Source organism: Mesorhizobium sp. WSM4816, from assembly GCF_055811535.1.
This window is the reverse complement of sequence record NZ_JBVVQR010000025.1, coordinates 1-24,325: the sequence shown is the minus strand read 5'-3', so window position 1 is coordinate 24,325 and position 24,325 is coordinate 1. Positions and strand designations below refer to the sequence as shown.

Here is a 24,325-nt window from a genome sequence, read left to right as displayed (position 1 = left end):
CATGGTCTTGCCTGTCCTTGGCCCTGCCGCCCTTTCTGCCCCTGCGCGCGAGCCGTACGCCGGCATCGTGCTGCGCGCGGCGTTGTGGCTCGCATTCCTGGCGCCGTTCTTCTACGCGAGCTACGGCTTCGCCAACTGGTTGGCGTCGCAGCGCGACGATGTCGGCAGCATCGTCTTCACCTGGGAGCGCGACATCCCGTTCATCGCCTGGACGATCGTGCCCTACTGGTCGATCAACCTGTTCTACGGCCTGTCGCTGCTGCTCAACGATACCAAGCGCGGCGTCGATCGTCTCGCCGGCCGCTATCTCACGGCGCAGATCGTCGCCGTCGCCTGTTTCATCCTGTTCCCGCTGACGGCGACCTTTGTGCGGCCGCAGACATCGGGCCTGCCAGGCTTCATGTTCGCGGTGCTCGGCGGCTTCGACAAGCCGTTCAACCAGGCGCCGTCGCTGCACATCGCGCTGCTGGTCATCATCTGGGATCATTGGCGCGATCGGCTGAAAAGCATGGCCGGCGTCGTCTGGAATGCCTGGTGTCTGCTGATCGGCGCCTCGGTGCTGACGACGTGGCAGCACCATGTCATCGATATCCCGACCGGCGCTTTGCTCGGCTTTTTCGCCTTGTGGCTGTTTCCGCGCCACGGCGAATTGCCGTTCGCCGGCTTCCGGCTGACCGCTGACGCCGGCGCGCGGCGGCTGGCGCTGTTCTACGCGCTGGTCGCAGCGCTGGCGCTGGCCGGCGCCGCTGCCGGCGCCTTCGTTTCGGCGCTGTGGCTCATCCTGCTGTGGCCGGCGCTGGCGCTGGCCATCGTTGCCTTCGCCTATGCCGGAGCCGGCGCCAAAGTGTTCCAGAAAACGGCCGACGGCAGCGTCTCGCTAGCCAGCCGTGTCTTGCTGCTGCCCCACCGGCTTGGCGCCAGGATCAATGCATGGATATGGACGCGCAAGCTGCCGCCGCATGTCGCCATTGGCGACGGTGTCTTCCTCGGCCGCTTTCCCACCGTCGCCGAGGCTGGCGCATTCGGCACGGTGATCGACCTTGCCGGCGAGTTGGAGCGGCCGCGCGGCGTCGCCTGCCGCTGGACGGCTGTCGCCATGGTCGATCTTTTGCCGCCCTCGCCCGAGGCGCAGGCGCAAGCGGTGGCGGCGATCGAGGACGCGCGCAGCCACGGCACTGTGCTTGTCTGCTGTGCGCTCGGCTTCCAGCGCAGCGCCGGCGCCGTCGCCGCATGGCTGGTTGCCACCGGCCGCTCGCCAACGCCGGCGCAGGCGCGAACCAAGCTCGCCACCGCGGGCCGGCCGGTACATCTTCACGTGGACCAGCCGGCATGAGTGCCCATCGAGACAAGGCCGAAGCGTTCGCCGCCGGGCTGATGACGCAGGCGGTGTGGCCGCTGTTTTTGGTGCTGGCCGCATTGGCGGCCGCGCCGGTCATTGCCGTGGCAGCGCAGCCGCAGGCGACCACGCTGGCGGCAGCGGCCTGGCTGGTCGCGGCAGCGAGCGGCGTGGTCACTCTCGCCGTCTCGGCCCTGCTTGCCTTCGACGCATTGCTGTTCTGGCTGATGGCGAGCCACATCAGCGAGGCCGCCGGCGGTGCCTCGGTCGACGACGTGCTGGCGCGCATGCGCGTAAAACCGGCAGCAGCCGGCATCCGCTCGCTCGACCGGCGCATCGCGGGCACGCAACGCCTGCTGATGAAGCAGCGCATCGCGCTCGGCCTGTTCGTCGCGGCGTCGCTCGTCGCCTTGTCTTTCTGAGCCCGACGATGAGCAAGCTCGGCACAAGGAGCTTCACCCTGCTGCAGACCGTGACGTCGGTCGGCCTGTCGGCGCTGGCCTGGGCGGTGACCGGCGTGCGGCCGATCTGGAACGGCAGCCAGCCGTCGAACCGGCAGCGCATCTACTTCGCCAATCATGCCAGCCACGGCGATTTCATCCTGCTGTCGGCCTGCCTCAGCGAGAAGCAGCGCGCCCGCACCCATGCCGTCGCTGCCGCCGACTATTGGGGAAAATCGCGGCTGCGCCGGTTCATCGCGCAGGACATGCTGTCCTCGGTGCTCATCCACCGGCAGTGGACGGACGAGGCGCAGAACCCGATCTCGATCATGCTGTCGGTGCTCGACGAAGGTCATTCGCTGATCATCTTCCCCGAGGGCACGCGCAACATGACCGACCAGCCGCTGCTGCCGTTCCGCTCCGGCCTCTACAATCTGTCGATGGCGCGGCCCGACGTCGAACTCATCCCGTGCTGGATCGAGAACATGTCGCGGGTGCTGCCCAAGGGCCAGTTCGTGCCGGTGCCGCTGCTCTGCCGGGTGGTCTTCGGCGCGCCGATCGCCATTGCGCCCGGCGAGGAACGCCGCGCCTTTCTCGACCGCGCCCGCCAAACACTGCTGGCGCTGAACCCCCGCCCGCTAACGCATGATGCGGAAAAGTGGAATCCGGTTTTCCAAAGAACATCATGCGACCAAAACAGCGTCGAGCCCAAAGAGCGGAGAGACCGAAGAGCTGGAGATCGTGCCGGATCCGGTATCCGGCACGATGCTGCAAGACACGATGCTCCAAGAGACGACTAGAACAACATGCCAATGCACGAGACCCTTATCATGGTTGTCGGCCTAACTGCGGTGCTGACCACGGCAAGCCTGGTCGCCGGCATCCTGTCGTGGCGCGCGCCGAAGCCGCTGTCCTCGACGCTGGTCAATCTCAACCAGCGCATCAACGCCTGGTGGGTGATGGTGGTGGCGATCACCGTTGCCTTCTTCTTTGGCCGCGCCGGCATGACCATCCTGTTCGCGCTGATCTCGTTTGCCGCACTGCGCGAATTCGTGACGCTGACGCACAGCCGTCGCAGCGACCATTGGGTGCTGCTCGGCATGTTCGGCATCATCATCCCGTTCCAGTACTGGCTGGTGTGGACTGCCTGGTACGGGCTGTTCACCATCTTCATCCCGGTCTACTGTTTCCTGCTGATGCCGGCGATCACCGCGCTGCACGGCGACACCGAGCGCTTTCTCGAGCGCATCTCGGCGCAGCAATGGGCGGTCATGATCTCGGTCTACTGCGTCAGCCACGTGCCGGCGCTGCTGACGCTCGACGTGCCCGGCTTCGAAGGCCGCAACTTGTTGCTGGTCGCTTTCCTGATCATCACCGTGCAAGGCAGCGACGTGCTGCAATACATCTTCGGCAAGCTGTTCGGCAGGCACCTGATGTCGCCGAAGGTTTCGCCGTCGAAGACCTGGGAAGGGCTGGTCGGCGGGCTGGCGACGTCGAGCCTGCTTGGCGCGCTGCTGTCGTTCCTGACGCCGTTTTCGCCGCTGCAGGCGGCGGGTGTCGCCTTCATCGCCTGCCTGATGGGCTTCCTCGGCGGGCTGGTCGCCTCCGCCATCAAGCGCGACCAGGGGGTAAAGGACTGGGGCCATCTGATCGAGGGCCATGGCGGCATGATGGACCGCGCCGACAGCCTGGTCTTCGCCGCCCCGGTTTTCTTTCACACGGTGCGCTATTTCTGGACGTGAGAGCGATGCTACGACCTCAGAGGCTGTTTCGAAAGTCGCTCCGGCGAGTCATATGGTGGTGGTTTCGAGAACCGGGGCGCAGCGGACATTAGAGCGCCGCGCGTCCATTGGACGCGCAAAGGACGCTCTAACACTTTGGTTGGCGCATGATCCTTTCCGGAAACCGAAGGTTTCCGGGGTCATGCGCTGGTCCGTGAGCACCGGAAGCGCAGAAAACGCCATCAGATGGCCGCCGGAGTAGAGTTTCCAAACGGTCTCTTACTTTGCAGCGGCAAGCGGCGCCTTCCTGGCCGGGCGCGGCCGGCGGCGCATGCGGCGCTTGGCAGCGAGTTTCAGCGCCACCGGCGGATCGGTCGACAACGCGCCCAGAACGGCTTCGACCATGCCAAACGCCACAAAATCGGCGTTGAGGTCATTGGCCATTTCGACGGCTGCCACTTTATCGTCGCCGTCATTCGACCAGAACACGATCCCTACCCGCAGCGCCGACTTGGCACGTTTCAGCCGACGAACAAGGAAACGGGCGTGCTTGACCGAGTCACGGTTCAGGAATCCGACCACAACGGTATCGACCGCGTCGAGCTCGAGCCGGCGAATGCCAGTCGGATCCATATCGGCAAAGCTCGCCTTCGAGACCGTTGCCCCTTGCACTTCGAGCACCTGCGCCAGCATTGCGGCGGCGGCATCGTCGAGTTCGCCGCGGCCGCCGGCACACAGCACCGACATGTCCGTGCCATCCGGCAGCTCAGTGTCGTCCTCGCCCTCCGCTTGGGCCTGCTTGTCCCTGTCCTTGTACTTGTCCGCCGTGGCAGGCTCGACTGTGGCCGGATCACCGTCCTCCTCTGCTTCCTCCCGTGCGCTGTCGTCGAGGTTCGCCACCAGCATCAGCGCGCTGGCCGCCACCCGCCGTCTTTGCTCATCGCCCATGACGCCGCGCACACGATCCTGCTCGCCGAGCAGCAGCGCGGCAATGGCGACCTTGTCATAGAATTCGAACAGGTATTTTTCCTCCAGCATCTCCTCGGCGTGATCCGTGGCTTCCTCTGGATCGCCGGCCAGCAGCCGTTGGTAGAGCCGGGCGTGGGGTTCGAGCACCGGTTCGTTGCCGAACAGGACGTCGAGGAATTCGAACTGCGGCACGTGCCTGCCGAGCACGACGAGGCAGACTGTGAGCGGCGTCGACAGGACCAGGCCCAGCGGGCCCCACAGCCAGGTCCAGAAGATCGCCGCGACGATGATGGCCAATGGCGAAAGCCCCGTTCGTGAACCGTAGAGCCACGGTTCGACGACGTTGCCGGTGATCATTTCCATGGCCACGAACAGCCCGGCGGTCCACAGCACGAGCGACCAGCCGGGCGCCACGGCAAGCGCCAGGAACAGCGGCAGCAGCGCACCAATGATCGGGCCGATATAGGGAACAAAGCGCAGCGCCAGCGCCAGCAATCCCCACAGCAGTGCATTGGGTATGCCGAGTACCCAAAGCCCTGCTGTAACCGGTATGGCATAGACGATATTCACGACCAATTGCATGAGCAGATATCGGCCGACCCGCTTGCCCGCTTCCTGGAGCGCCTCGGTGGTCCGATGAAGGTCGCCGTAGCCGACGAGGCGTATGAAACGATCGCGCAGGTCCTCGCGCTCAAGCAGCATGAATATGACGACGACGACGATCAGGCCGGCCGATGCCAGCGGGCTGATCAGCGGGCCGATCAGGTTCTGCAGAACCTGAATCGGCCTTTCGCGTGCGATGATCTCGACTGGCACCGGCTCGCGCCGTGGCTGATCCGCGGCGGGCGGTGAGGTTTCCTGCCTGTCGAGTTCCTGGCCAACGCGTTCGATCGCCTCGCTCAGCCTGGCGATGACGCCGCCGCCGACGCCGGTCTCCTTCAGGGATCGGACTTTGGTCAGGATATTTGACTGGTAAAGCGGGATGTTCTGCGCCAGTTCGCTGACCTGCGTGGCGACAATGAAGGAGAACAGCGCAAGGACGGTGAATGCGCCCAGCACACTGGCGATGACCGCAGGAAGACGCGGAATGCCGACCCGTTTGAGTGCCGAAACCAAGGGTGCAAGCGCAAAGGTCAGCAACAGAGCGATTGCGATCGGCAGGAAAACCTCGCGCCCGAAATACAGGGCCGCAACCGCCGCCACGACGGTCGCGACGGTGGGCAGCGACATGCGCGGCAGGGCCATGGCAGCGGAAACAACGCCCACCAGCCCGGGCTCCGACGGATGCATGCCGTTTCGCCGATTGGCCGCCACTTGATGCCTCCATCCCGCCATGGCCATGATCAGGCATATTGAGCCGGCATGCAACGTCCCCACCTTCGTGCCAGCGAGCCCCGCGCGAGCGACAAGCGGTCTTCGTCTCTCGCTTAGCCCGAGGGTCAGACGGCCCGGTGTCAGGCGGAATAGCTCAGCCAATGACGGTCGAACACGTCGACGATGGCGCGGAACTCGGCCGGCGGGATCTGGCTGGCGCCGCCGTCGCTGTCTCCGACGAGGAATTGCGCCAGCTGCCGGTCAACCGCTTCCGTCTGCTCGACGGACAGGCCAAGCGATGCCAGATCGGCGGCGATCGATCCGTCGGGCGGCAGATATCCGCCCCATGGCCGGGGCGCCGGATTGCGCAAGCGGACCATCAGGATCCGGGTCAGCGACGGCTGCGGCTCCGGGCCGATGATGGTGGTGCCGCACAAATAACCGCCAAGCACGCTTCCCGGCCGCGAGTGCGGAAACAGGCACAAGAAGAATTGCGCTTCGCCGCTGGCTTCCTTCAGATGCGCATAAAGCCCGCGTTTTGCCGACGTCATCTGCCCACCGAGCAGCAGCTGCCCGGTCGGAAAGGCCTCGCGATAGGCGGCGGTCAGGCCGTTCGCCCCCGGCCCGACCTCAATCGACAGGCTGCCCCTGATCAGCTGGCCGCGATAATAGGGCGACAAGGCGCGCGAATAACAGGCGTAGGTTCCGGCAAGGGCCAATCCAAGGCTTCGCTCCTCATGCCCGGCAGCGGTTTCGAAATGCGCATTGGCGCGGCGCTCCAGTTCGGCCCTGTCGATGCCGTGGCGGGCACAGATCGCCGCGGTAAAACCTGGCAGGTCGCTCTCGGCGATCCAGGCGCCGGTCTGCTCCAGCTTGAGCAGCTTCGTCCAGTCGTCGTAAACGCTGAACTCGCGTGGCTGGGAGCGCCCCTGCAGCCATTTATCGGCGCGGCCGAGGTCGAACGCCGTCTTCGGGTTGACGCCCCGGAACGCCGCCGCAAGGTCCTTGCGGGTGACGGTCCCCAGCACGGCCGCGGTCAGCCGCAATTTCTGCGCGATATGCTGTGCCATCCTACCCGCCCCTTATGCCGCCGCGAGGATAGCACGCGCCGGCACCTGCTCACACTATACTTTTCCACAAGCTAATATTCCAGAAATTCCGGAGAATTCCACGTCCTTCCACACGGCGGCCGTGTTCGGGCCGGCGGCCGCGGTTAACCTTACGTTAACCATGGAGGGACCTCGTCATGAAACTTGCCCTGTCTGCACTTCTTGCCGTGCTCGCGCTGTCGCAAGCCGTGGAGGCCAAGACGAAAGCCGTTGCCACCGATACCAAAGCGGCGACTGCCGAGAAAAACCGGCCGCCGCTCGACAACAAGTCCACCAGCGGGATCACGTCGTCTGATGCGACGGCGGCGCCAGCCGACAACAATGGATCCAGTCTGTATCCGCCGGCGATCTATTTCAATTTCTAGAGTCCCTCCATCCGTTGTGGGGCTCAATCTTTAACCGGCCGTATGCCGCTTGCGGTGTCCGCGATCGACGGGTCCGCATTTCGACAGGTCACCTTTTCGACAAGTCACTTGTTCGACAGGCCACTTGATCGACAGGCTTAGCCGGCGGCGCGCCAGCCTATAATCCTCCACGTTCCTGTGAAGTCGGCTTCAACCACGAGGCATCGCCGACTTCGACGGGCGATGCGGCCACTTGACATGAGCAGCGCGGGTGCCCTGCCCGCTTCACGCGCCAGAGATGGCACAGTTTGCCACCACGCTTGACCTTGCCGCCATCCGCCGGATAGTCCGTTGTCCGGCTTCGATGAAAGACCCTGATATGACGGACGCGATCGTAAGAGACAGCAACGGCACCCAGTTGAACGAGGGCGATTCCGTCACCCTGATCAAGGATTTGAAGGTCAAGGGCACGTCGGAGACGATCAAGCGCGGCACGCTGGTCAAGAACATCCGCCTCACCGGCAATCCCGGTGAGATCGAGTGCAGCACCAAGCAGGTCAGGGCTTGGTGCTGAAGACCGAGTTCCTGAAAAAGGCGTAATCGCGCCCGGCACTCGGTGCGTAACCGGCCGCCCCGGAGCCACTCCTTGAAAGCCGCCGAAAGTGCGATATATCAATGACTAAGCGTGCGTTGCACGCGACGTAGTGCTTTGGTCAAGCTTCATCTGTGGAGGTTGTCATGGCAAACGATCTGATGGAAGGAAAGAAGCCTCAGGATTGGATCAACCTGATCCTAGCGGCATGCCTGTTCATCTCACCTTGGGTTGTCGGCTTCGCTGCTGAAACCACTGCTGCCTGGAACGCCTGGATTGCCGCGATCTTGCTCGGCGCCCTGGCTCTCGCGGCGCTTTCAGTATTCGCCGAATGGGAAGAGTGGGTGAACCTTGTCGTCGGGCTCTGGCTGATCGCCTCGCCCTGGCTGCTCGGCTTCGTGGCAAACGCCAACGCAATGGCGACCCACGTTGTCCTCGGCGTGCTGGTGGTTGCGGCATCGGCCTGGGCAGTCTGGGACTCCCGTCATCATCCGCCAGCGCATGCGTGATCGGTGACAACTGATGCATGTCGCCCAAAAGCATGCCCTCGGACCTGACCGAGGGCGCGTAGCGGTTTTGGGGTAACGACAGGCACAGAAACAAAGACTTAAAGCGCGTCGATTTCCTTTCGAAGGCGAGGCGCTTTAAGGGGAGGAGCGCGGCGCGCGAGCGGCGGGCTCCTTCTAAAGCCTGAGATCGGGCCCGCTAGAGTATTTTTGCAGCCTGGTGGAATCATTTGGCGTTGCAGAAATGCGGCTAAAACGAACAGACAGAGCGGACGCCAGTCAAATTCGCACGCCTCCCGCCCGCCGTATCCCGGCCAAATTGTCTTTTTGTGCTCCAAAATCTGGCCGCCCAAAAACCGCCGCCGCGGATGCGGATGGCAGCGCTGGCGCGGCGTTCGCTTAGGACACGCCGACGAGCATGCCGCGCTGCACCCGGCAAACTTCCACTTATGTTGCACTGCGTTAGATTTGTTGCATTGCAATATCAATGCATTGCGTCGAGTCTTCGCACGGGTGGCTTTTCAACGACTTCGCGAGGGTTTTGCCGTGTCAGCATCGTTTCGGCCTGATATCGAAGGGCTGCGTGCGTTAGCGGTGTCCGGCGTCGTCGCGTTCCATTTTGGTCTGTCGGACCTGCCCGGCGGCTTCACTGGCGTCGACATCTTCTTCGTCATCTCCGGCTACCTGATCACCGGCCAGTTGCTGCGGGAAATCGCCGAGGACGGCAGGCTGGACCTGTGGCGGTTCTATGCAAGGCGCGCCCGGCGCCTGCTGCCGGCCTCGCTGTTCGTTATCTTCGCCACGCTGGTCGCCGGCTACTTCATCCTGTCGCCGGACGAACAGTCGCTCTATTCGAAAGGCGCCATGTTCGCCTCGGCCTATGCGATCAATTTCTGGCTGATACGCTGGTCGTTCGACTATTTCGCCCCCGACGCGGCGAACAACCCCTTCATCCACTTCTGGTCGCTCTCGGTCGAGGAGCAGTTTTATTTCGTATGGCCGGGGCTGCTTCTGCTGGCGGCATGGCTGCGCCCGGGCAAGCGCACGGCGATCCTGGTGATCGGCCTCACCGGCGCGGTGTCGTTCGCCGTCTGCGCCTGGCTCACCACTGTGGCGCAGCCCTGGGCCTTCTATTTCTCGCCGCTCAGGGCCTGGGAGTTCGCCGCCGGCGGTCTGGCGACGATGGCGCCGGCAAAATTCTGGCGAGAGCGCCCGCAACTGGGCGCAGCACTGGCATGGCTTGGCCTGGCGCTGATCGCCGGTGCCTATCTGACCTTCAGCGAGCAGGACACCCCCTTCCCCGGCTTCGCGGCGGTGGTGCCGGTGGCCGGCACCGTGCTCCTTTTGCTCAGCGGCTCCGGCAATGTCCAAAGAGGGCCGAGCGCCATGCTGGCGCTGCCGCCCATGCAATGGCTGGGGAAACTTTCCTACTCGCTCTATCTCTGGCACTGGCCGGTCATCGTCTATGCGACGATGATGGTGCCCGACCTGTCCTGGCCCGGGCGGCTTGCCTGCGCGGCATTGACGCTGGCGCTGTCGCTCTTCACCTATAATTTCATCGAAAACCCGATCCGTCGCAATGGCTGGCTGATGGCGAACGCGGCGCGCGCACTAATCCCCGCCGCAATGCTGACCGGCGCCGGCGTCGTGGCGACTTACGCCAATGCGCGCCTTGCCGTGGACGGCCTCGACCCCTCGCAACGCATCATTGCCGAAACTGCCGCGCAGCCCTCCACCGCGCGCGCCAAGGTAGGCTGCGTTGTCGACTACGAGACCGTGACGCCGAAGGCCTGTGAGTTCGGCGCCAAGAATGCCGAGCACTCGATCGCGCTGTTCGGCGATTCGCATGCCGATCACTGGTCGACGCCGCTGATCGAGGCGGCGAAGAGAAACGACTACAAGGTCGTCACCTGGCTCAAAGCCGCCTGCCGGGCGTCGCGGCTGACGGTCTGGAGCTCGAAGCTGAAGCGCGACTACACCGAGTGCGATCAATGGCGCGAGCAATCGATCAAGGAGATCATCGCCCTGCGCCCGAGCCTGGTGGTGATCTCGGAGATCTCGCTGACCAGTTCGCGCAAACTGTCGCCCGACGCCCGGCAATCCGAAAGCCTCGATCAGGACTGGCAGGGCGGCCTGCGCGCAACGCTGGAGGCGTTCAGCCAGGCCGGGCTGAAAGTCGCTTTCATCCGCGATGTGCCGTTCAACACCCTGTTTGTCGACACCTGCGTGGCCCGCGCGCTGTGGCGTGGACAGACGCCATCGGTATGTGACGCGCCGCGAACCGACGCCGCCAACGACGCCATGGCCGCGGTGGAGCGTGACATCGTGCGCGCCGTCCCCAACGCGACCTACATCGACATGACCGACCGGTTCTGCGACGCCAAAACCTGCCATGTCTTCATCGACGGCAAGCTGGCCTATCGCGACCGCCACCACATGGCGACGCCCTTTGCGCAAACGCTGGAGCCGACGGTCGAGCGCGCGCTGTTCTCGACCGGGGCGGCCGGGAAGTAAGGCGCGCAAGACGCGCCTTTCACCAGCGTCTCGGTGCAGTCTCAGTGCTCGCAGTCTCAGTGCCCCCAGTCTCAGTGCAAGCCAAACTCGCGCAGCAGTTCTTCGCGGTAGCGCACGAACCGGCTCTCGCTGCGATCGCGGGGGCGCGGCAGTTCAACCTCGACCAGCCGCGCTGTGCCGCCCTTCTCCTTGGGCAGGATCAGCACCCTGTCGGCGAGATAGATCGCTTCTTCCAGATCATGGGTAACCATGACCATGGTGACGTTCTCCTCGCTCCAGATGCGCGCCAGTTCCTCCTGCATGCCGATCTTGGTCATGGCGTCGAGCGCGCCTAGCGGCTCGTCGAGCAGCAGGATTTCAGGTTGCACGGTCAAGGCCCGGGCAATGCCGACGCGCTGTGCCATGCCGCCCGAAAGCTGCCTGGGATAGGCATCGCTGAATTCGGCCAGGCCGACGAGCGCGGTATAGAAGCGGGCCTTGTCCTCGGCCTCCGCCTTGGGCACGCCCCGCACTTCGAGGCCAAAGGCGACGTTGCCGAGCACCGTCAGCCAGGGCAGCAGGCGCGGTTCCTGGAAGATGACCGCGCGCTCGGCGCCGACGCCATGGACCGGCCTGCCGTCTATCGCGACACCGCCGCTGTCGGCGGCCTCAAGACCGGCAAGGATGCGCAGCAGCGTGGTCTTGCCCGATCCGCTGGCGCCGACGATGACGAGACATTCGCCGGAGCGGATATCGAGGTTGAGCGCCCTCAGCACGGCAAGCGGGCGCCCGCCGAGGGTGAAGGATTTGGAGAGGTCGCGTATCGTGACCTCGCCGCCGCTTGTGCTGGCCATGGCCGTCTCCCGATCAATTGGTTTTCGTTTCGCGGCGCCCGTAAAGAATATCCGCGGCTTTCAGCCTGCCCTTGGGCAGCCGGCCGTCGCGCTCGAGCACGCCGACCCAGAAGTCTATGTCGCGGTCGTCGACCTTCGCCCCTTCGCGCAGGCCGAAGCCGGTCCAGTAGCGCGCCAGCTCGCCATTTTCGCCGCGTTTATCGAAAATCTCCGCAAGCACCTTGCGCGCCTCGTTCGGGTTCTGGCGCGACCAGTCGGCGGCGCGGGTCGACTGTTCGACGAAATTGCGGGCGCCGTCCGGATGCGCTGCGATGAAGTCGCGGCGCAGGACAATGAAGCCGCCGGCCAGTTCGCCCAGCACGTCGGTGTCGTTGAACACGCCGCGCACACCGCCCTTGTCGACCAGCGCGCCGGCAAACGTCGCCTGCCAGTAGCCCAGTGCCGCGATATCGACCTGGCGTGACCGCAAGGTCTGTTCAAGCTGCGGCCCGGGCACAACGACGAGGTTGGCGGCATCAGGCGGCAGGCCGACGCCGTGCAGCGCCTCGCGCACGGTGTAGTCGAGATGGGCGCCGAGCGTGTTGACCGCAATGGTCTTGCCGGCGATGTCGGCGATCGATTTGATCGGGCTGTCTTCCAGCACGTAGAAGACGCTGCGCACTTGGCCGTTGATGCCGTTGCTTGGATAGGCAGCGACGAAGTCGTTGCCGCCGGAGATCGAATTGATCACCGCAGCGGTTGCGGCCGAGCCGAGATCGACGCTGCCGGAGGCGAGCGCGAACAGCGATTCCGGGCCGCCGCTGGAGTAGCCGACATTCTCAAGCTTGACGCCGACGTCCTTGAAATAGCCGAGCGCGTCCGCCAGCTCATGCGGCGAGATGCTGCCACGGCTGGCGAGGTAGCGCAACGTGACCGGCGCGGCTTGCGCAACGGCGAAGCGAGGCAGGCCGGTGGCGACGATGCCGGCGGCAAAGGGAGCGCTCGCAAGCAGGGAACGGCGAGTGATTGGCATGGTCCGGACTTTCGTGTTGGAGGATGGGGCCTGTTGGAGAGGATGGTTGAAAGCTGTTCAGTCGATGGGATTGCTCCAGCGGCAGAGCCGCCGCTGCAGGCTGACCAGCGCCTGGTTGGCGATCAGGCCGAGGCCGGCAAGGATGACGATCGCTGCAAACATCAGCGGGATCTGGAAGTTGTACTGCGCGTTCATCACCTGGAAGCCGACGCCCTTGTTGGCGCCGATCATCTCGGATGCGATCAGCAACAAGAGCGCCGTGGTCGCACTCAGCCTCAAGCCGACGAAGATCGAAGGGACGGCCCCCGGAAGCACGACCCGGCGAAACGCGGTGAGCCGCGTGGCGCCGTAGACCCGGGCCATCTCGAGCAGTTTCGGATCGACTTGCTTGACGCCGCTGATGGTGTTGAGCAGCAGCGGAAACAGCGTCGCCCAGAAGATGACGAAGACCTTTGATGCCTCCCCCAGCCCGAGCAGCAGGATGAACACCGGATAGAGCGCCAGCGCCGAGGTCTGCCGGAAAACCTGCAGGATCGGGTCAAGCGCGGTTTCGACGGCGCGCACCTGGCCCATGAACAGACCAAGCGGGATGGCAACCGCCACCGCCGCCGCGAAGGCGAGGCCGGCGCGCTGCAGGCTGATGGCGATGTCGCCAAGCAAGGTGCCGCCGGCCAGACCATTCCACAGTGCGGAGACGATCGTGTCGACCGGCGGCAGCACCGCGGCGTTGACCCATCCCGCGCTGCTCGACACCTGCCAGATCGCGAGGAAGCCGATCAGGATGCCGTAGCGGGACAGGAAGCGGATCACAGTGCGGTTGGCCAGGCGCGGGAAATCGGCGCCAAGGCCGGTTCTGCCGTCATGTGCATCGATCGTCACCCGCTGCTCGATGTGTTGCAAACTCATCGTCTTGCCCTTTGCTTCAAGAGAATCTATTCGGCGGCCAGCACCTTGGAGCGGGCGGCGGTCCAGGGGTTTTCCGGCCGCCTGAGGCCGAGATTCTCGCGCAGCGTCCTGCCTTCGTAGGCGGTGCGGAACAGGCCGCGACGCTGCAGCTCGGGGATCACCAGGTCGACGAAGTCGTCGAGCGCGCCGGGCAGCCACGGCGGCAGGATGTTGAAGCCGTCGGCGGCGTCGTTGCCGAACCATTCCTCCAGCTGATCGGCAACCTGCGCCGCGCTGCCGATCACGGTGTAGTGGCCGCGGGCCGTCGCCACCCACTGGTAGAGCTGGCGGATGGTGAAGTTGTGCTCGTCGGCAATCTGGCGGATCAGCGCCTGGCGGCTCTTCATGCCTTCGGTTTCCCGGCTCGGCGGCAGCGGTCCGTCGAGCGGGTAACCCCTGATGTCGAGCGTCTGGCCGGCTAGCCCATTGAGCAGGGCCACGCCATCCTCGGGCAGGATCAGCTCGTTCAGCTGCTGGTGCTTGGCGCGGGCTTCCTCTTCGGTGCGGCCGACGAAGGGGGCTACGCCCGGCATGATCAGCACCTGCCCGGGATCGCGGCCGACCGCCGCCACGCGCGCCTTGATGTCGCGGTAGAATTCTTGCGCCGAGGCCAGGTTCTGATGGGCGGTGAAGATGACCTCAGCCGACTGGGCGGCGAGCTTGCGTCCGTCCTCCGACTGCCCGGCCTGAACCACCACCGGATGGCCCTGCACCGGTCGCGGCACATTGAGCGGGCCTTTGACGCTGAAATGCCGGCCCTTGTGGTCGATGTCGTGAAGCTTGTCCTTGTCGTAGAAGCGCCCCGACTTCTTGTCGCGGATGAAGGCATCGTCTTCCCAACTGTCCCACAGCGCCTTGACCGTCTCGACATGTTCATGCGCGCGGGCATAACGCTCGGCGTGGGCAGGCTGCGTCTCGCGATTGAAATTGCGCGCGGTCTCGTCACCCGCCGAGGTCACGACATTCCAGCCGGCCCGGCCGTTCGACAGCAGGTCGAGCGAGGCGAACTTGCGGGCGAGCGTATAGGGCTCCTCATAGGTGGTCGAGGCGGTGGCGATGAAGCCTAGATGGGTGGTGAGCGGCGCCAATGCGGCGAACAGCGTCACCGGCTCGAACCCGGCGATCTTGGCATTGCCGCCTTCGCGGGCGCCGAGGCCGACGGTCAGATTGTCGGCGAGAAAATAGGCGTCGAACAGGCCGCGCTCGGCGGTCAGCGCGAGCTGCCTGTGGAACTCGAAATTCGTCGCGCCGTCGGTCGGCGCGTCAGGATGGCGCCAGGCTGCGATATGCTGTCCGCCACCGGGCAGGAAAGCACCAAGCTTGATCTGCCTCGACTTGCTGGGTCTGGTCATTGCGGGCTCCTTCTGAGCTGTGCGGGAAGCGGATTGAGGACACTGGGGCCGGTGGCGTGTTCAGGCGGCAAGACCGACGCTGCGTGGCACCGCCCGGCATGCTTCGGCGACCGCTTGCCTGGCGCGCGCATGGATGGCTTCGGACACCAGCACGCCGTTGGCGAAGTCCTTGTCGGAGGCGTAGATCGCGGTCGGCAGGGTCAGCGCCTCGAAGAAGCCGAACAGCGGCCGCAGCTGATGTTCGACCACCAGCGAATGACGATCGCCGCCGCCGGTTGCAGCAAGGATGACCGGCTTTCCCCGCAGGGATGACGGGTCGAGCAGGTCGAAGAAATGCTTGAAAAGCCCGGTGTAGCTGCCTTTGAAAGTCGGCGAGCCAACCACCAGGACGTCGGCGCCCAGCAATCGCTCGACGATGTTCCTGGCCGATGGATCCAGATCGCCAATGCGCCTTGCCAGCGGAAACGACCGACCGAGATCCTCGATGTCGAAAACGGTCGAGGCTGCACCGGTGCTGCTCGCCACCTCCGCAACGATGTGGCTGATGAACGCCTTGGTCTTCGACGGACGGGTCAGGTTGCCCGACAGCCCCACCACCAGATTTTTAGACATTTTGGCTCCTCGCAAAACGCTTGTGTGCGCTAACTCTACTAAGTTTATAGAGTTTAATGAGAAAGAAGATTTCAAAACGAACCCACCAAGCGGATGGAGTTTGCGGCACATCGCCGTTGATTGGTTCTTTCGACGCGAAATGCGAACGGCGAGTTCGGCAAGGGCGCCTTGACCGCATTCCGGCCATGCGTTGATGATTTCACACCAAAGGCATCGCCCCGGAGGATTCGCATGAAAACAGCCGTTCTGAAGTATCTGCTCCTGGCCATTTTGCTGGCGTCGCCGGCGCAGGCGGGCTGGAAGCCGGTCGAGAAGGTTGAGACCTACGCCGTTTCAGGGCAGACCGGTCCCCAGCTCCATGCCTCGATGGGCGAACGCGGGCCGACGATCGGCAAAAGCAGGGTCCGCGCCATGGCCTATACCAATTTCAAGCTAACCTGGGTCAGGGACTACCAGCGGCAAGGCAATGCCTGCGTGCTGGTGTCGGCGCGCCCAAAACTCATCATAACCTATACCTTGCCCAAAGCGTCCGGGCCAATTCCGGCCGCCGTGCAGAAGAGCTGGGACGTTTTTGCCGCTGGCCTTGCCGCCCACGAAAAGGTGCATGGCGACATCATCTTCGACATGGTCCGCAAGATCGAGACGGCGACCATCGGCCTGTCCGTCCCTGACGATCCCGGCTGCAGCAAGATCAGGACCGAAATGACCAGGCGGCTTGCCGAACTCTCCCAGGCGCAGCGGCAGGCAAGCCGCGATTTCGACCGGGTAGAATTCGCCCCGCGCGGCAATCTGCAGCGGCTGATCGTCGCTTTGCTGATGGGGCGGTAGGGGGATGGAAACCGCAGCAAGGCTGGCGAAGGCGTTGATGACGGCCAATCTCCCCCCTTGCGGGGGAGATCCGCCGTCATCCATGACGTCGCTAATCTCCAAAGCGAGGGTGTCTGATGGGTCACGATCTCGTTCCGCCGCATCAGCGCAAGAACGCAAAATCGATGCGTCGTGTGATGACCGACGCCGAGTTGAAACTATGGAACGAGCTTCGCGCCCATCGATTGATGGGGCTGAGCTTTCGCCGGCAAGCGCCAATCGGACCCTACATTGTTGACTTTGCCTGTCCGACACACCGCCTAGTCGTCGAGGCCGATGGCAGCCAGCACGCGAACACTGAACACGCGCAGCGCGATGCAGCACGCAGCACTTATTTGAAGAGCAGCGGCTGGACCATCCTGCGCTTCTGGAACGACGACGTCATTCGCGATATCGACAATGTCTGCCAGCACATAATCATCGAGGCCGATGCGGACAGGCGCTGACTTTCACCCCGCCACCGGCGTCCACATCACATCCTCGACCCTGCCCGCCCCCGTCGCCAGCATCACCAGCCGGTCGAAGCCGAGTGCGGCGCCGCTTGCCTGCGGCATGATGGCCAGTGCGGCGAGGAAATCCTCGTCGATCGGATAGCGTTCGCCGTAGATGCGCTGCTTCTCGTCCATTTCGAGGATGAAGCGCCGGCGCTGCTCGTCGGCATCGGTCAGCTCGCCGAACGCATTGGCCAGCTCGACGCCGCAGCAATAGAGTTCGAAGCGTTCGGCGGTCCTCGGGTCATCGGCGCCCGGCCGGGCAAGGGCGGCCTCCGAAATCGGATAGCCGTAAAGAATCGTGGCGCGCCCCTGCCCCAGCGCCGGCTCGATCTTTTCCACCATCACCCGACTGAACAGATCGGCCCAATTGTCGTCGGGCGCGGTGCGCAAGCCCGCCTGGACCAGAGCCGCATGCAGCGCCTCGCGATCGGTGCTGCCGTCGGCGGCGACCGTGACCAACAGATCGATACCGGCATAGCGGATAAAAGCCTCGGCGACGCTCAACCGTTCCGGCTCGGCGAACGGATCGGCCTCGCGGCCGCGAAAGGCGAAGCGTTTCGTGCCGGCGCGCTCGGCGGCCAGCGCGACAAGCCCGGCGCAATCCTGCATCAGGCTGTCGTAGGTCTCATCGGCCCGGTACCATTCGAGCATGGTGAAGGACGGATGGTGCAACGGGCCGCGCTCGCGGCTGCGATAGACGGCACTCAGGCTGAAGATGCGTTTCTCGCCGGCGGCGAGCAGCTTCTTGCAGGCGAATTCCGGCGAGGTGTGCAAATAGAGCGGCTGGCGCCGCCCATCCGGGCCGATCGCCTCGGTGGCGAAGGCCGACAGATGCGCCTCGTTGCCGGGCGAGACCTGCAGCGCCGCGGTCTCGACTTCGACGAAGTCGCGGCGGGCAAACCAGTCGCGCACTGCCGCGGTGATGGCGTTGCGCAGGATCAACCGCGGCCGCCGGTCGGCGTGAACATCAGGCGTCCACCAGGGCGAGGCGGCGGTCATGGCGACAGGATTTGCATCGAGGACTGGCGATTGCCGCCAAGATGCGCTAGGCCGCAGCGAACGGCTCCCGCAGCCGATTTGCGCCGGTCGGCGCTCCCAGGCCAGTCAACGCTGTTAGGAATAAAGCCCGTGAAGGTCATCGCCAGTTCCCTACGCAAAGGCAATGTCGTCGAAAAGGACGGCAAGCTCTATGTGATCCTCTTTGCCGAAAACATCCATCCGGGCAAGGGCACGCCGGTGACCCAACTCGACATGCGCCGCATCTCCGACGGGGTGAAGGTCTCGGAGCGCTACCGCACCACCGAGCAGGTCGAGCGCGCCTATGTCGAGGAGCGCGAGCATACCTTCCTCTACCACGACGCCGAAGGCTATCATTTCATGAACCCGGAAAGCTATGACCAGGTCGCGGTGCCGGAAAGCGTGGTCGGCGAGATGGCGCCCTATCTCAAGGAAGGCATGGCGGTGCAGATTTCGCAGTACAACGGCATCGCCATCTCGCTGGTGCTGCCGCAGCGCGCCACCTTCGAGGTGGTCGAGACCGAGCCGGTGACCAAGGGCCAAACGGCGTCCTCATCCTACAAGCCGGCGACGCTGTCCAACGGCGTGCGCACGCTGGTTCCGCCGCACATCACCGCCGGCACCCGCGTGGTGGTGATGACGGCCGATGGCGCCTATGTGGAGCGCGCCAAGGACTGAGAGGCAGGATCATTTTGTCGTCGCTGAAGGTGTCGCGCGCGATGAATGCCTAGGCGCAACTCAGGCCGGTGCCGTCATGCGTGCCGCCTCCTTCACTGGACAGTGCAGATTCAGCCAAGGATGAAACCCGCCACCAGAACCGTAAGGATCATCGACAGCGGGACGGCAAGCAGGCAGCAGGCCTCCAAGGTGTTGATTTGCCAAGAGTTCATCGGGCGCTTCCCAGTTGGTCTCCTGTCTAAACGGTCAGATTGGGATGGCAGTTCCACGAAAAATCTCCGGCGTCATTCCGTGCCACGATCATGCCGATCGACACGAACCCCGGTCATCCAGCGGGCACGTGCCAGATGCGTCGCCCAGGCGCAGAATGCCCGCTCCGGCTCCTGCTCAGGGTCAATGTGCAGGACGCCGTGAGCGACCTCACGCCAATCGGCGCCGTCCGCCGAAGCATCGAGCAGCCGGATATAAGTCAGCATGCAGTGCTCGTCATACGCGGTCAGCGCCGAAGACGTCGGCGCCGTATCTGCGAAATGAGCGTTTTGCGGCATCTTTGGCATTGTGATCTACCAGCAATGGCGCAGCGTAACAGGCCGTCGGGAAACCCGCGCCCTTCAATTGGAGGACGCTGGCCAAAACGCATTGCCAAACGCCCCGTTTGCCCCTTCACCGCGGCCGCCGCATCAGCATCATGCCGTAATGCACCGCCAGCAAGTCCAGCCCGATCTTGAGCAGTTTCGAAAGCACATCCCGCGGCTCACCGGTCTGTTCGGCCAGGCTTTTTACCGTTTCGCCGGCGCAGCAGACTTTTTGCACCACGACCGACACCTCCCAATGCGCAAGCGCCCTGGTGGCGTCGGCATAGGCGCGGCCGGCGGACAGGATACGGTCGGCAACGCCGCCGCCGATGCGTCCGCCGTCGACGCGCTCGATCAGCGCCATCGGCTTGACGCCGTCCTGTGCCGAGACGCGAAAATCCTCGCGGTAGCGCATGCCCGCCTCGCGCTGCTGGCGCGACAGCGAGGTGATGCCGGTCAGCGGGTCGACGTTGCGCACGCGCACGATCCCGCCGGTCGCGGTGTGGCCGCTATTGGACACCTCATAGACGCGCCTCGCCTCCAGCGTGCCGGTCGCCAGCCGCTTGCGGCCGAAGGCATCGTCCTTCAGCGCGAAATCATGGCCGACCTGCGTGCGGATACGCACCTGCTCGGCCTCATCAGTGGGTAATTTGGGCGGCTTGGCCTTTTGGGCGGTCTTCTTGCTCATCTGTGGCTCCTCGTTTCATTGCTGCCTTCGCAGAACCTGGGCTCCTCCGCGCAGCAGGGGCGAGGAACCGGGCCGCCGTGCTTGGCGAGAAGACTCTCGACCGATGCCGCTCACGCTGCGTCCGCGAGAGCCGTACGGCGATGGTCGCAGAACCGCGCCGCGTGATAGGCGCAGTAGCTTTTCAGCGGCCGCGTGCGCAAGCCGCAGCACAGCATCGCCAGTGCCGGCCGGCCGCCGGGCGCGTCGTTTTCGGGATTTTGCTCGAGCGTCAGGTCGAGCGGTGCGCGGCAGCGGTTGAACAGGCAGTCGATGAAGCGCATGGCCGCGACATGCGGCTGGCGTCCGACGGTGGCAGCGGGGCGCGGCGACGGCAGCTTGAGGGCCTCGCCGTCGGGCCCGTGGATCTCGCGCATCAACGGGCGCTGCGGCAGCCAGACCGGCGGCGCCAGCCTGGCCGGCGTGCGGGCGATGCTTTGCAATTTTGTGTCGGTATAGGCGGGCATGTTGTTCTTCCATCGAGACCGAAAGGGTTGCGTAGATGCCGAAGCTGCCTCCTCTCCCCGTTCACGGGGAGAGCATGCCGGCAGGCAGGTGAGGGGCGGCGCGGCGTCGCCGATTACCTCTCCAAGGGGAAACCGCCCTGCCCGTGCGGCGGTCGAAGACGATGACCGTGCCGCCTCGGTGCGGATGCACGAAAGGTCCGCATTGCACGCGCCGAAATTCGGGGCCGGAGCCGTGAGGGGACGGCTCCGGCCGTTCCGGTCGCCGCCGCTGACGGCAGGGCGACCGAATCCGAGGCGCGAGCCTCGGGCTTCATCCCGGCCGGGGAGGAGGACAGCCGGGACGGATGGGAAAACGAGATGGGGCGTGGCTTGTGCATGGCTATAAATAAGCATAACTCAAAAAATATGCAAGCCATTCTTTCATGGACGAAACCGATTCTTATGTTTCAGATGGCGCCATGGCGAAAACCTCATTGTCGATCAAGGTCGGGGCGGCGATCCGCAAGGCGCGCAAGCAGCGCGGCCTGGTGATGCGCCATATTGCCGAGCACAACGACACCGACGTCGCCGCTGTCGGCAATTGGGAAACCGGCCGCAACCTGCCGAAAACCGAGAACCTTTTGAAGACCGCCGCCTTCCTGCGCGTCGACCCGGTGGCGCTCGGCAAGGGCGAGGTCGTCTTCCTCGACGGCGCCGACAATGTCGCCGACGCCGAGATCGTCACCGACGCCGCCCCCCTGCCCGCCGGCCCGATGGACATCGAGCTTCTGGGTGCCGCGGTCGGCGGCGACGACGGCGACTTCACCTTCAACGGCGAGGTCGCCGGCTATGTCCAGCGCCCGCCCGGCATCGCCCATCTGCGCAAGGTGTTCGCGCTACACGTGCTCTCCGACTCGATGGTGCCGCGCTACGAGCCCGGCGAGATGCTCTATTGCGGCGGCCGCGACGCTGTGCCCGGCGACCACGTGGTGATCGAGATGTTTCCCGAGGAAAACGAGCGCAACGGCAAGGCCTTCCTCAAAAAGCTGGTCAAGCGGACCGCTGCCGAGTTGGTCGTCGAGCAGTACAATCCGCCGAAGTCGCTGACCTTCAACCGCTACGCGATAAAACACGTCTGGCGCGTCATCCCGCTCAAGGAACTGCTGGGTTACTAGGGCGGCGGCGGCGGAGCGCTCCTTCTCCCCGCAACGGCATCGCCGGCAGGGGCAATAGGGATTCTTGCGAAGAGGACCCCCACCCTAACCCTCCTCACAAGGGGGAGGGAATGCTGCCGCGCCTTTACTTCCCTTAGCGCCGAGTCAGGCAATCTGCCGAGGTCAGCGCCAACGGAGTCTCCCTCCCCCTTGTGGGGAGGGGCTAGGGGTGGGGGTACATCGTAGAGTGAAAGCCTTGAAGCCTCGGCTTCCCATGCGATTCCCCTGCCCGCAAGCGGGCGCCATCAAGCCCGCCTGGATCTCTCCAGCGGAACCTCGCGCTCGCCAAGCATCCGGGCCTCGGCGCGGCGCTGCTGCCGCTCATTGATGAACGCCGCCTGGATCGAGACCGCCGCGCCCGGCAGGCCATCGGCGCGACAGGCCGAGCAGCGAAGCCGCCCCGACAGCGCCGCCAGCGGCGTCTGCGCGGTCACCCCGAAACGCCTCAGCTCGGCCGGCTTCCACCATCTGTTTCGACCGCAATCGATACACTCGACCGCGATCGAGACGACCTCGGCGATCGTTGCTTCCTTGCCCGGCAATGCCATCGTCCCTGATGCCTCAGTTCCTGTTTTGTTCACAACATTAGGGGTTTTTCCCGAAGAGTCGAGTCGGTTCCGCTCAACCCATGCAAAAGTTTAACTTGTGCCATTTTTTGAGTTATGCTTATATACGACATCCCAGATGAATGGGCGACGGGACCGGGTCTCCGTCGCGCCGCCGCCAGCCAAGGAGACGAAGATGGACGCCCTCTCCGCCCAGTTCGCCCGCGACTGCGGCTATACCGGCGACAGCCCGGCCATGCTCGCCGCCTTCGCCGCTATCCGCCGCGACGGCATAGGCCGGGCGCGCCTCGGCCATGGCTAGCGCAAGGCGCTGGTCGACCGGCTGAAGCTCGGCGAGGCCTTGTTCCTGGCGGCGATCGGCCCGGGGCAGTCGGCGGAGGAGGCGCTCGAGGACGCCGCCCGCTTCATTGCCTGTTATCGCAACATGCCGCGCTGGCGCCAGGAAAGGCGCGGCGCCGATCTCGCCCGCGCCAGGCAGCAGCTTCTGCTGGCGCGCTTCTTCCGCCGCTACGGCCACCGCCTCTGGTCACGGCAGGCGGCGTAAGCTGGAAGTCGGCGAAACCTGCGAATGACAGCTACGGTGCGGATCGCGTTGGCGGAATATATTCGCTATCCGGCACCGGCAGCCGCCCGTCCGTGTTGACCGCCGCAGCCCACATCCGGAAATCGACAACGGCCCTGCAATCTATATTGGCCTGGCCGAAGTAAGGAGCCCCATACGAGCATCCCGCACCCGCTATTCTGGTAATGAATTCAGGCGCGCTGCCGACTGGGCCGAAGGCAACGCCATCGACGTCGAGAATGGTTTTGTAGCCTTGCCACAGCCGGGCCGTCGCCTCCTTCGTGCGAAAGACCAGCCAGTTCTCACCGTCGGAAAACCTGAAAGTAATTGTCCCATCGGAGAATTTCGTCCGCGTGACCTCACCAGTGCAAGCGAGCTTCTCGTTGCGGGCGACAAGGCGCTTGCACTCACCTTCGACCGTCCAGGTGCCGGCCTGCCCGTCTTTTGGTTTCAACGATGCACCGGCTGCCGCCGTTGCAGGCATCCCCACTAAAATGGCCGCTGTTAGCACGACGCTGGCGATGACGGATCGATTGACCAAGGCAACCCCATTTGGCGAATGCGCGCAGTCTTCTATGCCTCTTCTTCTTAAGAATCTCGTCAGAAGCCGTTAGATTTGAACCGTCGTGTCCGAGAACAGACAGTTCTTGCGCAAAGCTCGCCGTCCTCGAGATGGTCATGCGCAAGGACGCCGCCGCTCAACCCGCACTTGCCGTCACCAAGCCCGCGCCGTATGTCTCCCACTCGATGAGCGAGATCAAATTCCGTCGCGCGCAAGCGCCCGACCTGCCGGCGATCGTCGCGCTGCTTGCCGACGATGCGCTTGGCGCTGGTCGCGAAGACGCGTCGACGCCGCTCGCGCCGTCCTATCTCGATGCCTTCAGCGCGATCGATGCCGATCCCAACCAACTGCTGGCCGTGGCTGTCGAAGCCGGGCAAGTGATTGGAACCCTGCAGCTCAGCTTCATTCCGGGTATATCCAGGAGAGGTGCCTGGCGCGGCCAGATCGAAGGCGTTCGCGTCGCGCGGCAATGGCGGTCTCGCGGCGTCGGCAAGCAGATGATCGAATGGGCGGTTGAAGAATGCCGCTCGCACAACTGCAGCTTCGTTCAGCTCACGACCGACAAGAGCCGACAGAAGGCGCACGCTTTCTACGAGGGCCTCGGTTTCACCGCCAGCCATCTCGGCTACAAGATGGGGTTGTAGGTCGCGGCACCTGCCGTCAGGCCAATCGTTTGAAGTCGGCGCCGCCCCTCGTCCGCCTGCCGGGCTCTCAAACATTCCGGGGTAGGTGTCGCCGGCGAAGCTGCCGATCTCCCCTTGCAGGGGAGATGCCCGGCGGGGCAGAAGGGGGAGGATCGCGATTCATTCCAGCTTGGGTTCCTCGCCCCCACGAAAGTGGGGGAGAGGTGGCTCGGCGAAGCCGAGACGGAGAGGGGGACTGCGCCCTACGAAAGCCCCCTCTCCGGGGGGGGGGGGGGCCCCCCCCCCCCCCCCCCCGGGGGGGGGGGGGGGCCCCGCGGCGCGGGGGGCGGGGGGGGGGGCCCCCCGCCCCCCCCGGCAAGGACACACCAAGACGCAGC

General features: G+C 64.6%; 26 protein-coding genes and 2 pseudogenes. 15 read left to right on the top strand and 13 right to left on the bottom strand.

Going from position 1 to position 24,325, the window contains the following annotated elements; genetic code table 11:
- Position 1 precedes the first annotated feature (1 nt).
- The 4 genes and pseudogenes from AC0L3H_RS22865 to AC0L3H_RS22850 all read left to right on the top strand — a co-directional run bounded on the left by AC0L3H_RS22865 (position 2) and on the right by AC0L3H_RS22850 (position 3,518).
- Positions 2 to 1,333, top strand: coding sequence for a phosphatase PAP2/dual specificity phosphatase family protein (locus tag AC0L3H_RS22865; protein WP_473586978.1), 1,332 nt, complete (start codon positions 2 to 4; stop codon positions 1,331 to 1,333).
- Positions 1,330 to 1,758, top strand: a complete 429-nt coding sequence (locus tag AC0L3H_RS22860) for a hypothetical protein (RefSeq protein ID WP_027154291.1) — start codon at positions 1,330 to 1,332, stop codon at positions 1,756 to 1,758. The genes AC0L3H_RS22865 and AC0L3H_RS22860 overlap by 4 nt, the downstream gene beginning before the upstream one ends.
- Positions 1,759 to 1,766: 8 nt before the next feature.
- Positions 1,767 to 2,423: pseudogene (locus tag AC0L3H_RS22855) on the top strand (lysophospholipid acyltransferase family protein); the annotation flags it as partial.
- A 165-nt stretch (positions 2,424 to 2,588) separates the two neighbouring features.
- Entirely contained in the window at positions 2,589 to 3,518 is a 930-nt protein-coding gene (locus AC0L3H_RS22850) for a phosphatidate cytidylyltransferase (protein ID WP_473517207.1), read from the top strand.
- Positions 3,519 to 3,776: 258 nt separating this feature from the next.
- Here AC0L3H_RS22850 and AC0L3H_RS22845 read toward each other — a convergent pair whose 3' ends face one another.
- Entirely contained in the window at positions 3,777 to 5,780 is a 2,004-nt protein-coding gene (locus AC0L3H_RS22845; RefSeq protein ID WP_473586977.1) for an AI-2E family transporter, read from the bottom strand.
- 140 nt (positions 5,781 to 5,920) lie between these two features.
- Positions 5,921 to 6,850, bottom strand: a complete 930-nt coding sequence (locus AC0L3H_RS22840; RefSeq protein ID WP_473586976.1) for a hypothetical protein — start codon at positions 6,848 to 6,850, stop codon at positions 5,921 to 5,923.
- Between the two features lie 176 nt (positions 6,851 to 7,026).
- On the opposite strand from AC0L3H_RS22840, the gene AC0L3H_RS22835 reads away from it, so the two are divergent.
- From AC0L3H_RS22835 to AC0L3H_RS22820, 4 genes and pseudogenes are all read left to right on the top strand, one after another.
- Entirely contained in the window at positions 7,027 to 7,254 is a 228-nt protein-coding gene (locus AC0L3H_RS22835; protein ID WP_091598836.1) for a hypothetical protein, read from the top strand.
- A gap of 358 nt (positions 7,255 to 7,612) precedes the next feature.
- A pseudogene (locus AC0L3H_RS22830) lies at positions 7,613 to 7,833 on the top strand (alkylphosphonate utilization protein).
- A gap of 138 nt (positions 7,834 to 7,971) precedes the next feature.
- On the top strand, positions 7,972 to 8,334 hold the full coding sequence (locus AC0L3H_RS22825; RefSeq protein ID WP_027154285.1) for an SPW repeat protein: 363 nt from the start codon (positions 7,972 to 7,974) through the stop codon (positions 8,332 to 8,334).
- Positions 8,335 to 8,877: 543 nt separating this feature from the next.
- Complete coding sequence (locus tag AC0L3H_RS22820; RefSeq protein ID WP_473492882.1) at positions 8,878 to 10,845, top strand: acyltransferase family protein; 1,968 nt, start codon at positions 8,878 to 8,880, stop codon at positions 10,843 to 10,845.
- Positions 10,846 to 10,916: 71 nt separating this feature from the next.
- Here AC0L3H_RS22820 and AC0L3H_RS22815 read toward each other — a convergent pair whose 3' ends face one another.
- Genes AC0L3H_RS22815 through msuE form a run of 5 tightly spaced genes read right to left on the bottom strand, consistent with a single transcriptional unit; the run spans position 10,917 to position 15,599 of the window.
- Positions 10,917 to 11,678, bottom strand: a complete 762-nt coding sequence (locus AC0L3H_RS22815) for an ABC transporter ATP-binding protein (protein ID WP_473492880.1) — start codon at positions 11,676 to 11,678, stop codon at positions 10,917 to 10,919.
- Between the two features lie 13 nt (positions 11,679 to 11,691).
- Entirely contained in the window at positions 11,692 to 12,690 is a 999-nt protein-coding gene (locus tag AC0L3H_RS22810; protein WP_473586975.1) for an ABC transporter substrate-binding protein, read from the bottom strand.
- A gap of 57 nt (positions 12,691 to 12,747) precedes the next feature.
- The gene (locus AC0L3H_RS22805) at positions 12,748 to 13,596 is read right to left on the bottom strand and encodes an ABC transporter permease (protein WP_473586974.1); all 849 of its coding nucleotides are present in this window, start codon (positions 13,594 to 13,596) and stop codon (positions 12,748 to 12,750) included.
- Between the two features lie 26 nt (positions 13,597 to 13,622).
- On the bottom strand, positions 13,623 to 14,987 hold the full coding sequence (locus AC0L3H_RS22800) for an LLM class flavin-dependent oxidoreductase (protein WP_473586973.1): 1,365 nt from the start codon (positions 14,985 to 14,987) through the stop codon (positions 13,623 to 13,625).
- 60 nt (positions 14,988 to 15,047) lie between these two features.
- Complete coding sequence (gene msuE / locus AC0L3H_RS22795; protein WP_128170707.1) at positions 15,048 to 15,599, bottom strand: FMN reductase; 552 nt, start codon at positions 15,597 to 15,599, stop codon at positions 15,048 to 15,050.
- A gap of 231 nt (positions 15,600 to 15,830) precedes the next feature.
- Here msuE and AC0L3H_RS22790 point away from each other — a divergent pair, with 231 nt between their 5' ends.
- Positions 15,831 to 16,427 (top strand): DUF922 domain-containing Zn-dependent protease, encoded by a 597-nt coding sequence (locus tag AC0L3H_RS22790; protein ID WP_473586972.1) that lies wholly within the window; start codon positions 15,831 to 15,833, stop codon positions 16,425 to 16,427.
- 116 nt (positions 16,428 to 16,543) lie between these two features.
- The gene (locus tag AC0L3H_RS22785) at positions 16,544 to 16,912 is read left to right on the top strand and encodes an endonuclease domain-containing protein (protein WP_473586971.1); all 369 of its coding nucleotides are present in this window, start codon (positions 16,544 to 16,546) and stop codon (positions 16,910 to 16,912) included.
- 3 nt (positions 16,913 to 16,915) lie between these two features.
- Here AC0L3H_RS22785 and epmA read toward each other — a convergent pair whose 3' ends face one another.
- On the bottom strand, positions 16,916 to 17,959 hold the full coding sequence (gene epmA, locus AC0L3H_RS22780) for an EF-P lysine aminoacylase EpmA (protein ID WP_473586970.1): 1,044 nt from the start codon (positions 17,957 to 17,959) through the stop codon (positions 16,916 to 16,918).
- 129 nt (positions 17,960 to 18,088) lie between these two features.
- Between epmA and efp the strand changes: the two genes are divergently transcribed.
- Complete coding sequence (gene efp, locus AC0L3H_RS22775) at positions 18,089 to 18,655, top strand: elongation factor P (protein ID WP_128170705.1); 567 nt, start codon at positions 18,089 to 18,091, stop codon at positions 18,653 to 18,655.
- A 284-nt stretch (positions 18,656 to 18,939) separates the two neighbouring features.
- Here the strand turns inward: efp and AC0L3H_RS22770 are convergent, their stop codons facing one another.
- The 3 genes from AC0L3H_RS22770 to AC0L3H_RS22760 all read right to left on the bottom strand — a co-directional run bounded on the left by AC0L3H_RS22770 (position 18,940) and on the right by AC0L3H_RS22760 (position 20,421).
- Positions 18,940 to 19,212, bottom strand: coding sequence for a hypothetical protein (locus AC0L3H_RS22770; RefSeq protein WP_473586969.1), 273 nt, complete (start codon positions 19,210 to 19,212; stop codon positions 18,940 to 18,942).
- Between the two features lie 106 nt (positions 19,213 to 19,318).
- A complete protein-coding gene (locus tag AC0L3H_RS22765) occupies positions 19,319 to 19,918 on the bottom strand; it encodes a DUF6456 domain-containing protein (protein WP_473586968.1) in 600 nt (199 codons plus the stop codon).
- 110 nt (positions 19,919 to 20,028) lie between these two features.
- On the bottom strand, positions 20,029 to 20,421 hold the full coding sequence (locus AC0L3H_RS22760) for a hypothetical protein (RefSeq protein ID WP_473586967.1): 393 nt from the start codon (positions 20,419 to 20,421) through the stop codon (positions 20,029 to 20,031).
- A gap of 458 nt (positions 20,422 to 20,879) precedes the next feature.
- Here AC0L3H_RS22760 and AC0L3H_RS22755 point away from each other — a divergent pair, with 458 nt between their 5' ends.
- Positions 20,880 to 21,575 (top strand): XRE family transcriptional regulator, encoded by a 696-nt coding sequence (locus AC0L3H_RS22755; RefSeq protein ID WP_473586966.1) that lies wholly within the window; start codon positions 20,880 to 20,882, stop codon positions 21,573 to 21,575.
- A gap of 284 nt (positions 21,576 to 21,859) precedes the next feature.
- Here the strand turns inward: AC0L3H_RS22755 and AC0L3H_RS22750 are convergent, their stop codons facing one another.
- Positions 21,860 to 22,162 carry a hypothetical protein gene (locus AC0L3H_RS22750; RefSeq protein ID WP_287068828.1) on the bottom strand — a complete coding sequence of 101 codons (303 nt, stop codon included), beginning with the start codon at positions 22,160 to 22,162 and terminating at the stop codon, positions 21,860 to 21,862.
- Positions 22,163 to 22,355: 193 nt separating this feature from the next.
- On the opposite strand from AC0L3H_RS22750, the gene AC0L3H_RS22745 reads away from it, so the two are divergent.
- Positions 22,356 to 22,481 (top strand): hypothetical protein, encoded by a 126-nt coding sequence (locus tag AC0L3H_RS22745; protein WP_473492864.1) that lies wholly within the window; start codon positions 22,356 to 22,358, stop codon positions 22,479 to 22,481.
- Positions 22,482 to 22,520: 39 nt separating this feature from the next.
- Positions 22,521 to 22,724, top strand: a complete 204-nt coding sequence (locus AC0L3H_RS22740) for a hypothetical protein (protein WP_473492863.1) — start codon at positions 22,521 to 22,523, stop codon at positions 22,722 to 22,724.
- Between the two features lie 31 nt (positions 22,725 to 22,755).
- Here the strand turns inward: AC0L3H_RS22740 and AC0L3H_RS22735 are convergent, their stop codons facing one another.
- Entirely contained in the window at positions 22,756 to 23,196 is a 441-nt protein-coding gene (locus AC0L3H_RS22735; protein WP_473492862.1) for a hypothetical protein, read from the bottom strand.
- A 293-nt stretch (positions 23,197 to 23,489) separates the two neighbouring features.
- On the opposite strand from AC0L3H_RS22735, the gene AC0L3H_RS22730 reads away from it, so the two are divergent.
- Positions 23,490 to 23,948 (top strand): GNAT family N-acetyltransferase, encoded by a 459-nt coding sequence (locus tag AC0L3H_RS22730; protein ID WP_091598943.1) that lies wholly within the window; start codon positions 23,490 to 23,492, stop codon positions 23,946 to 23,948.
- Positions 23,949 to 24,325 lie beyond the last annotated feature (377 nt).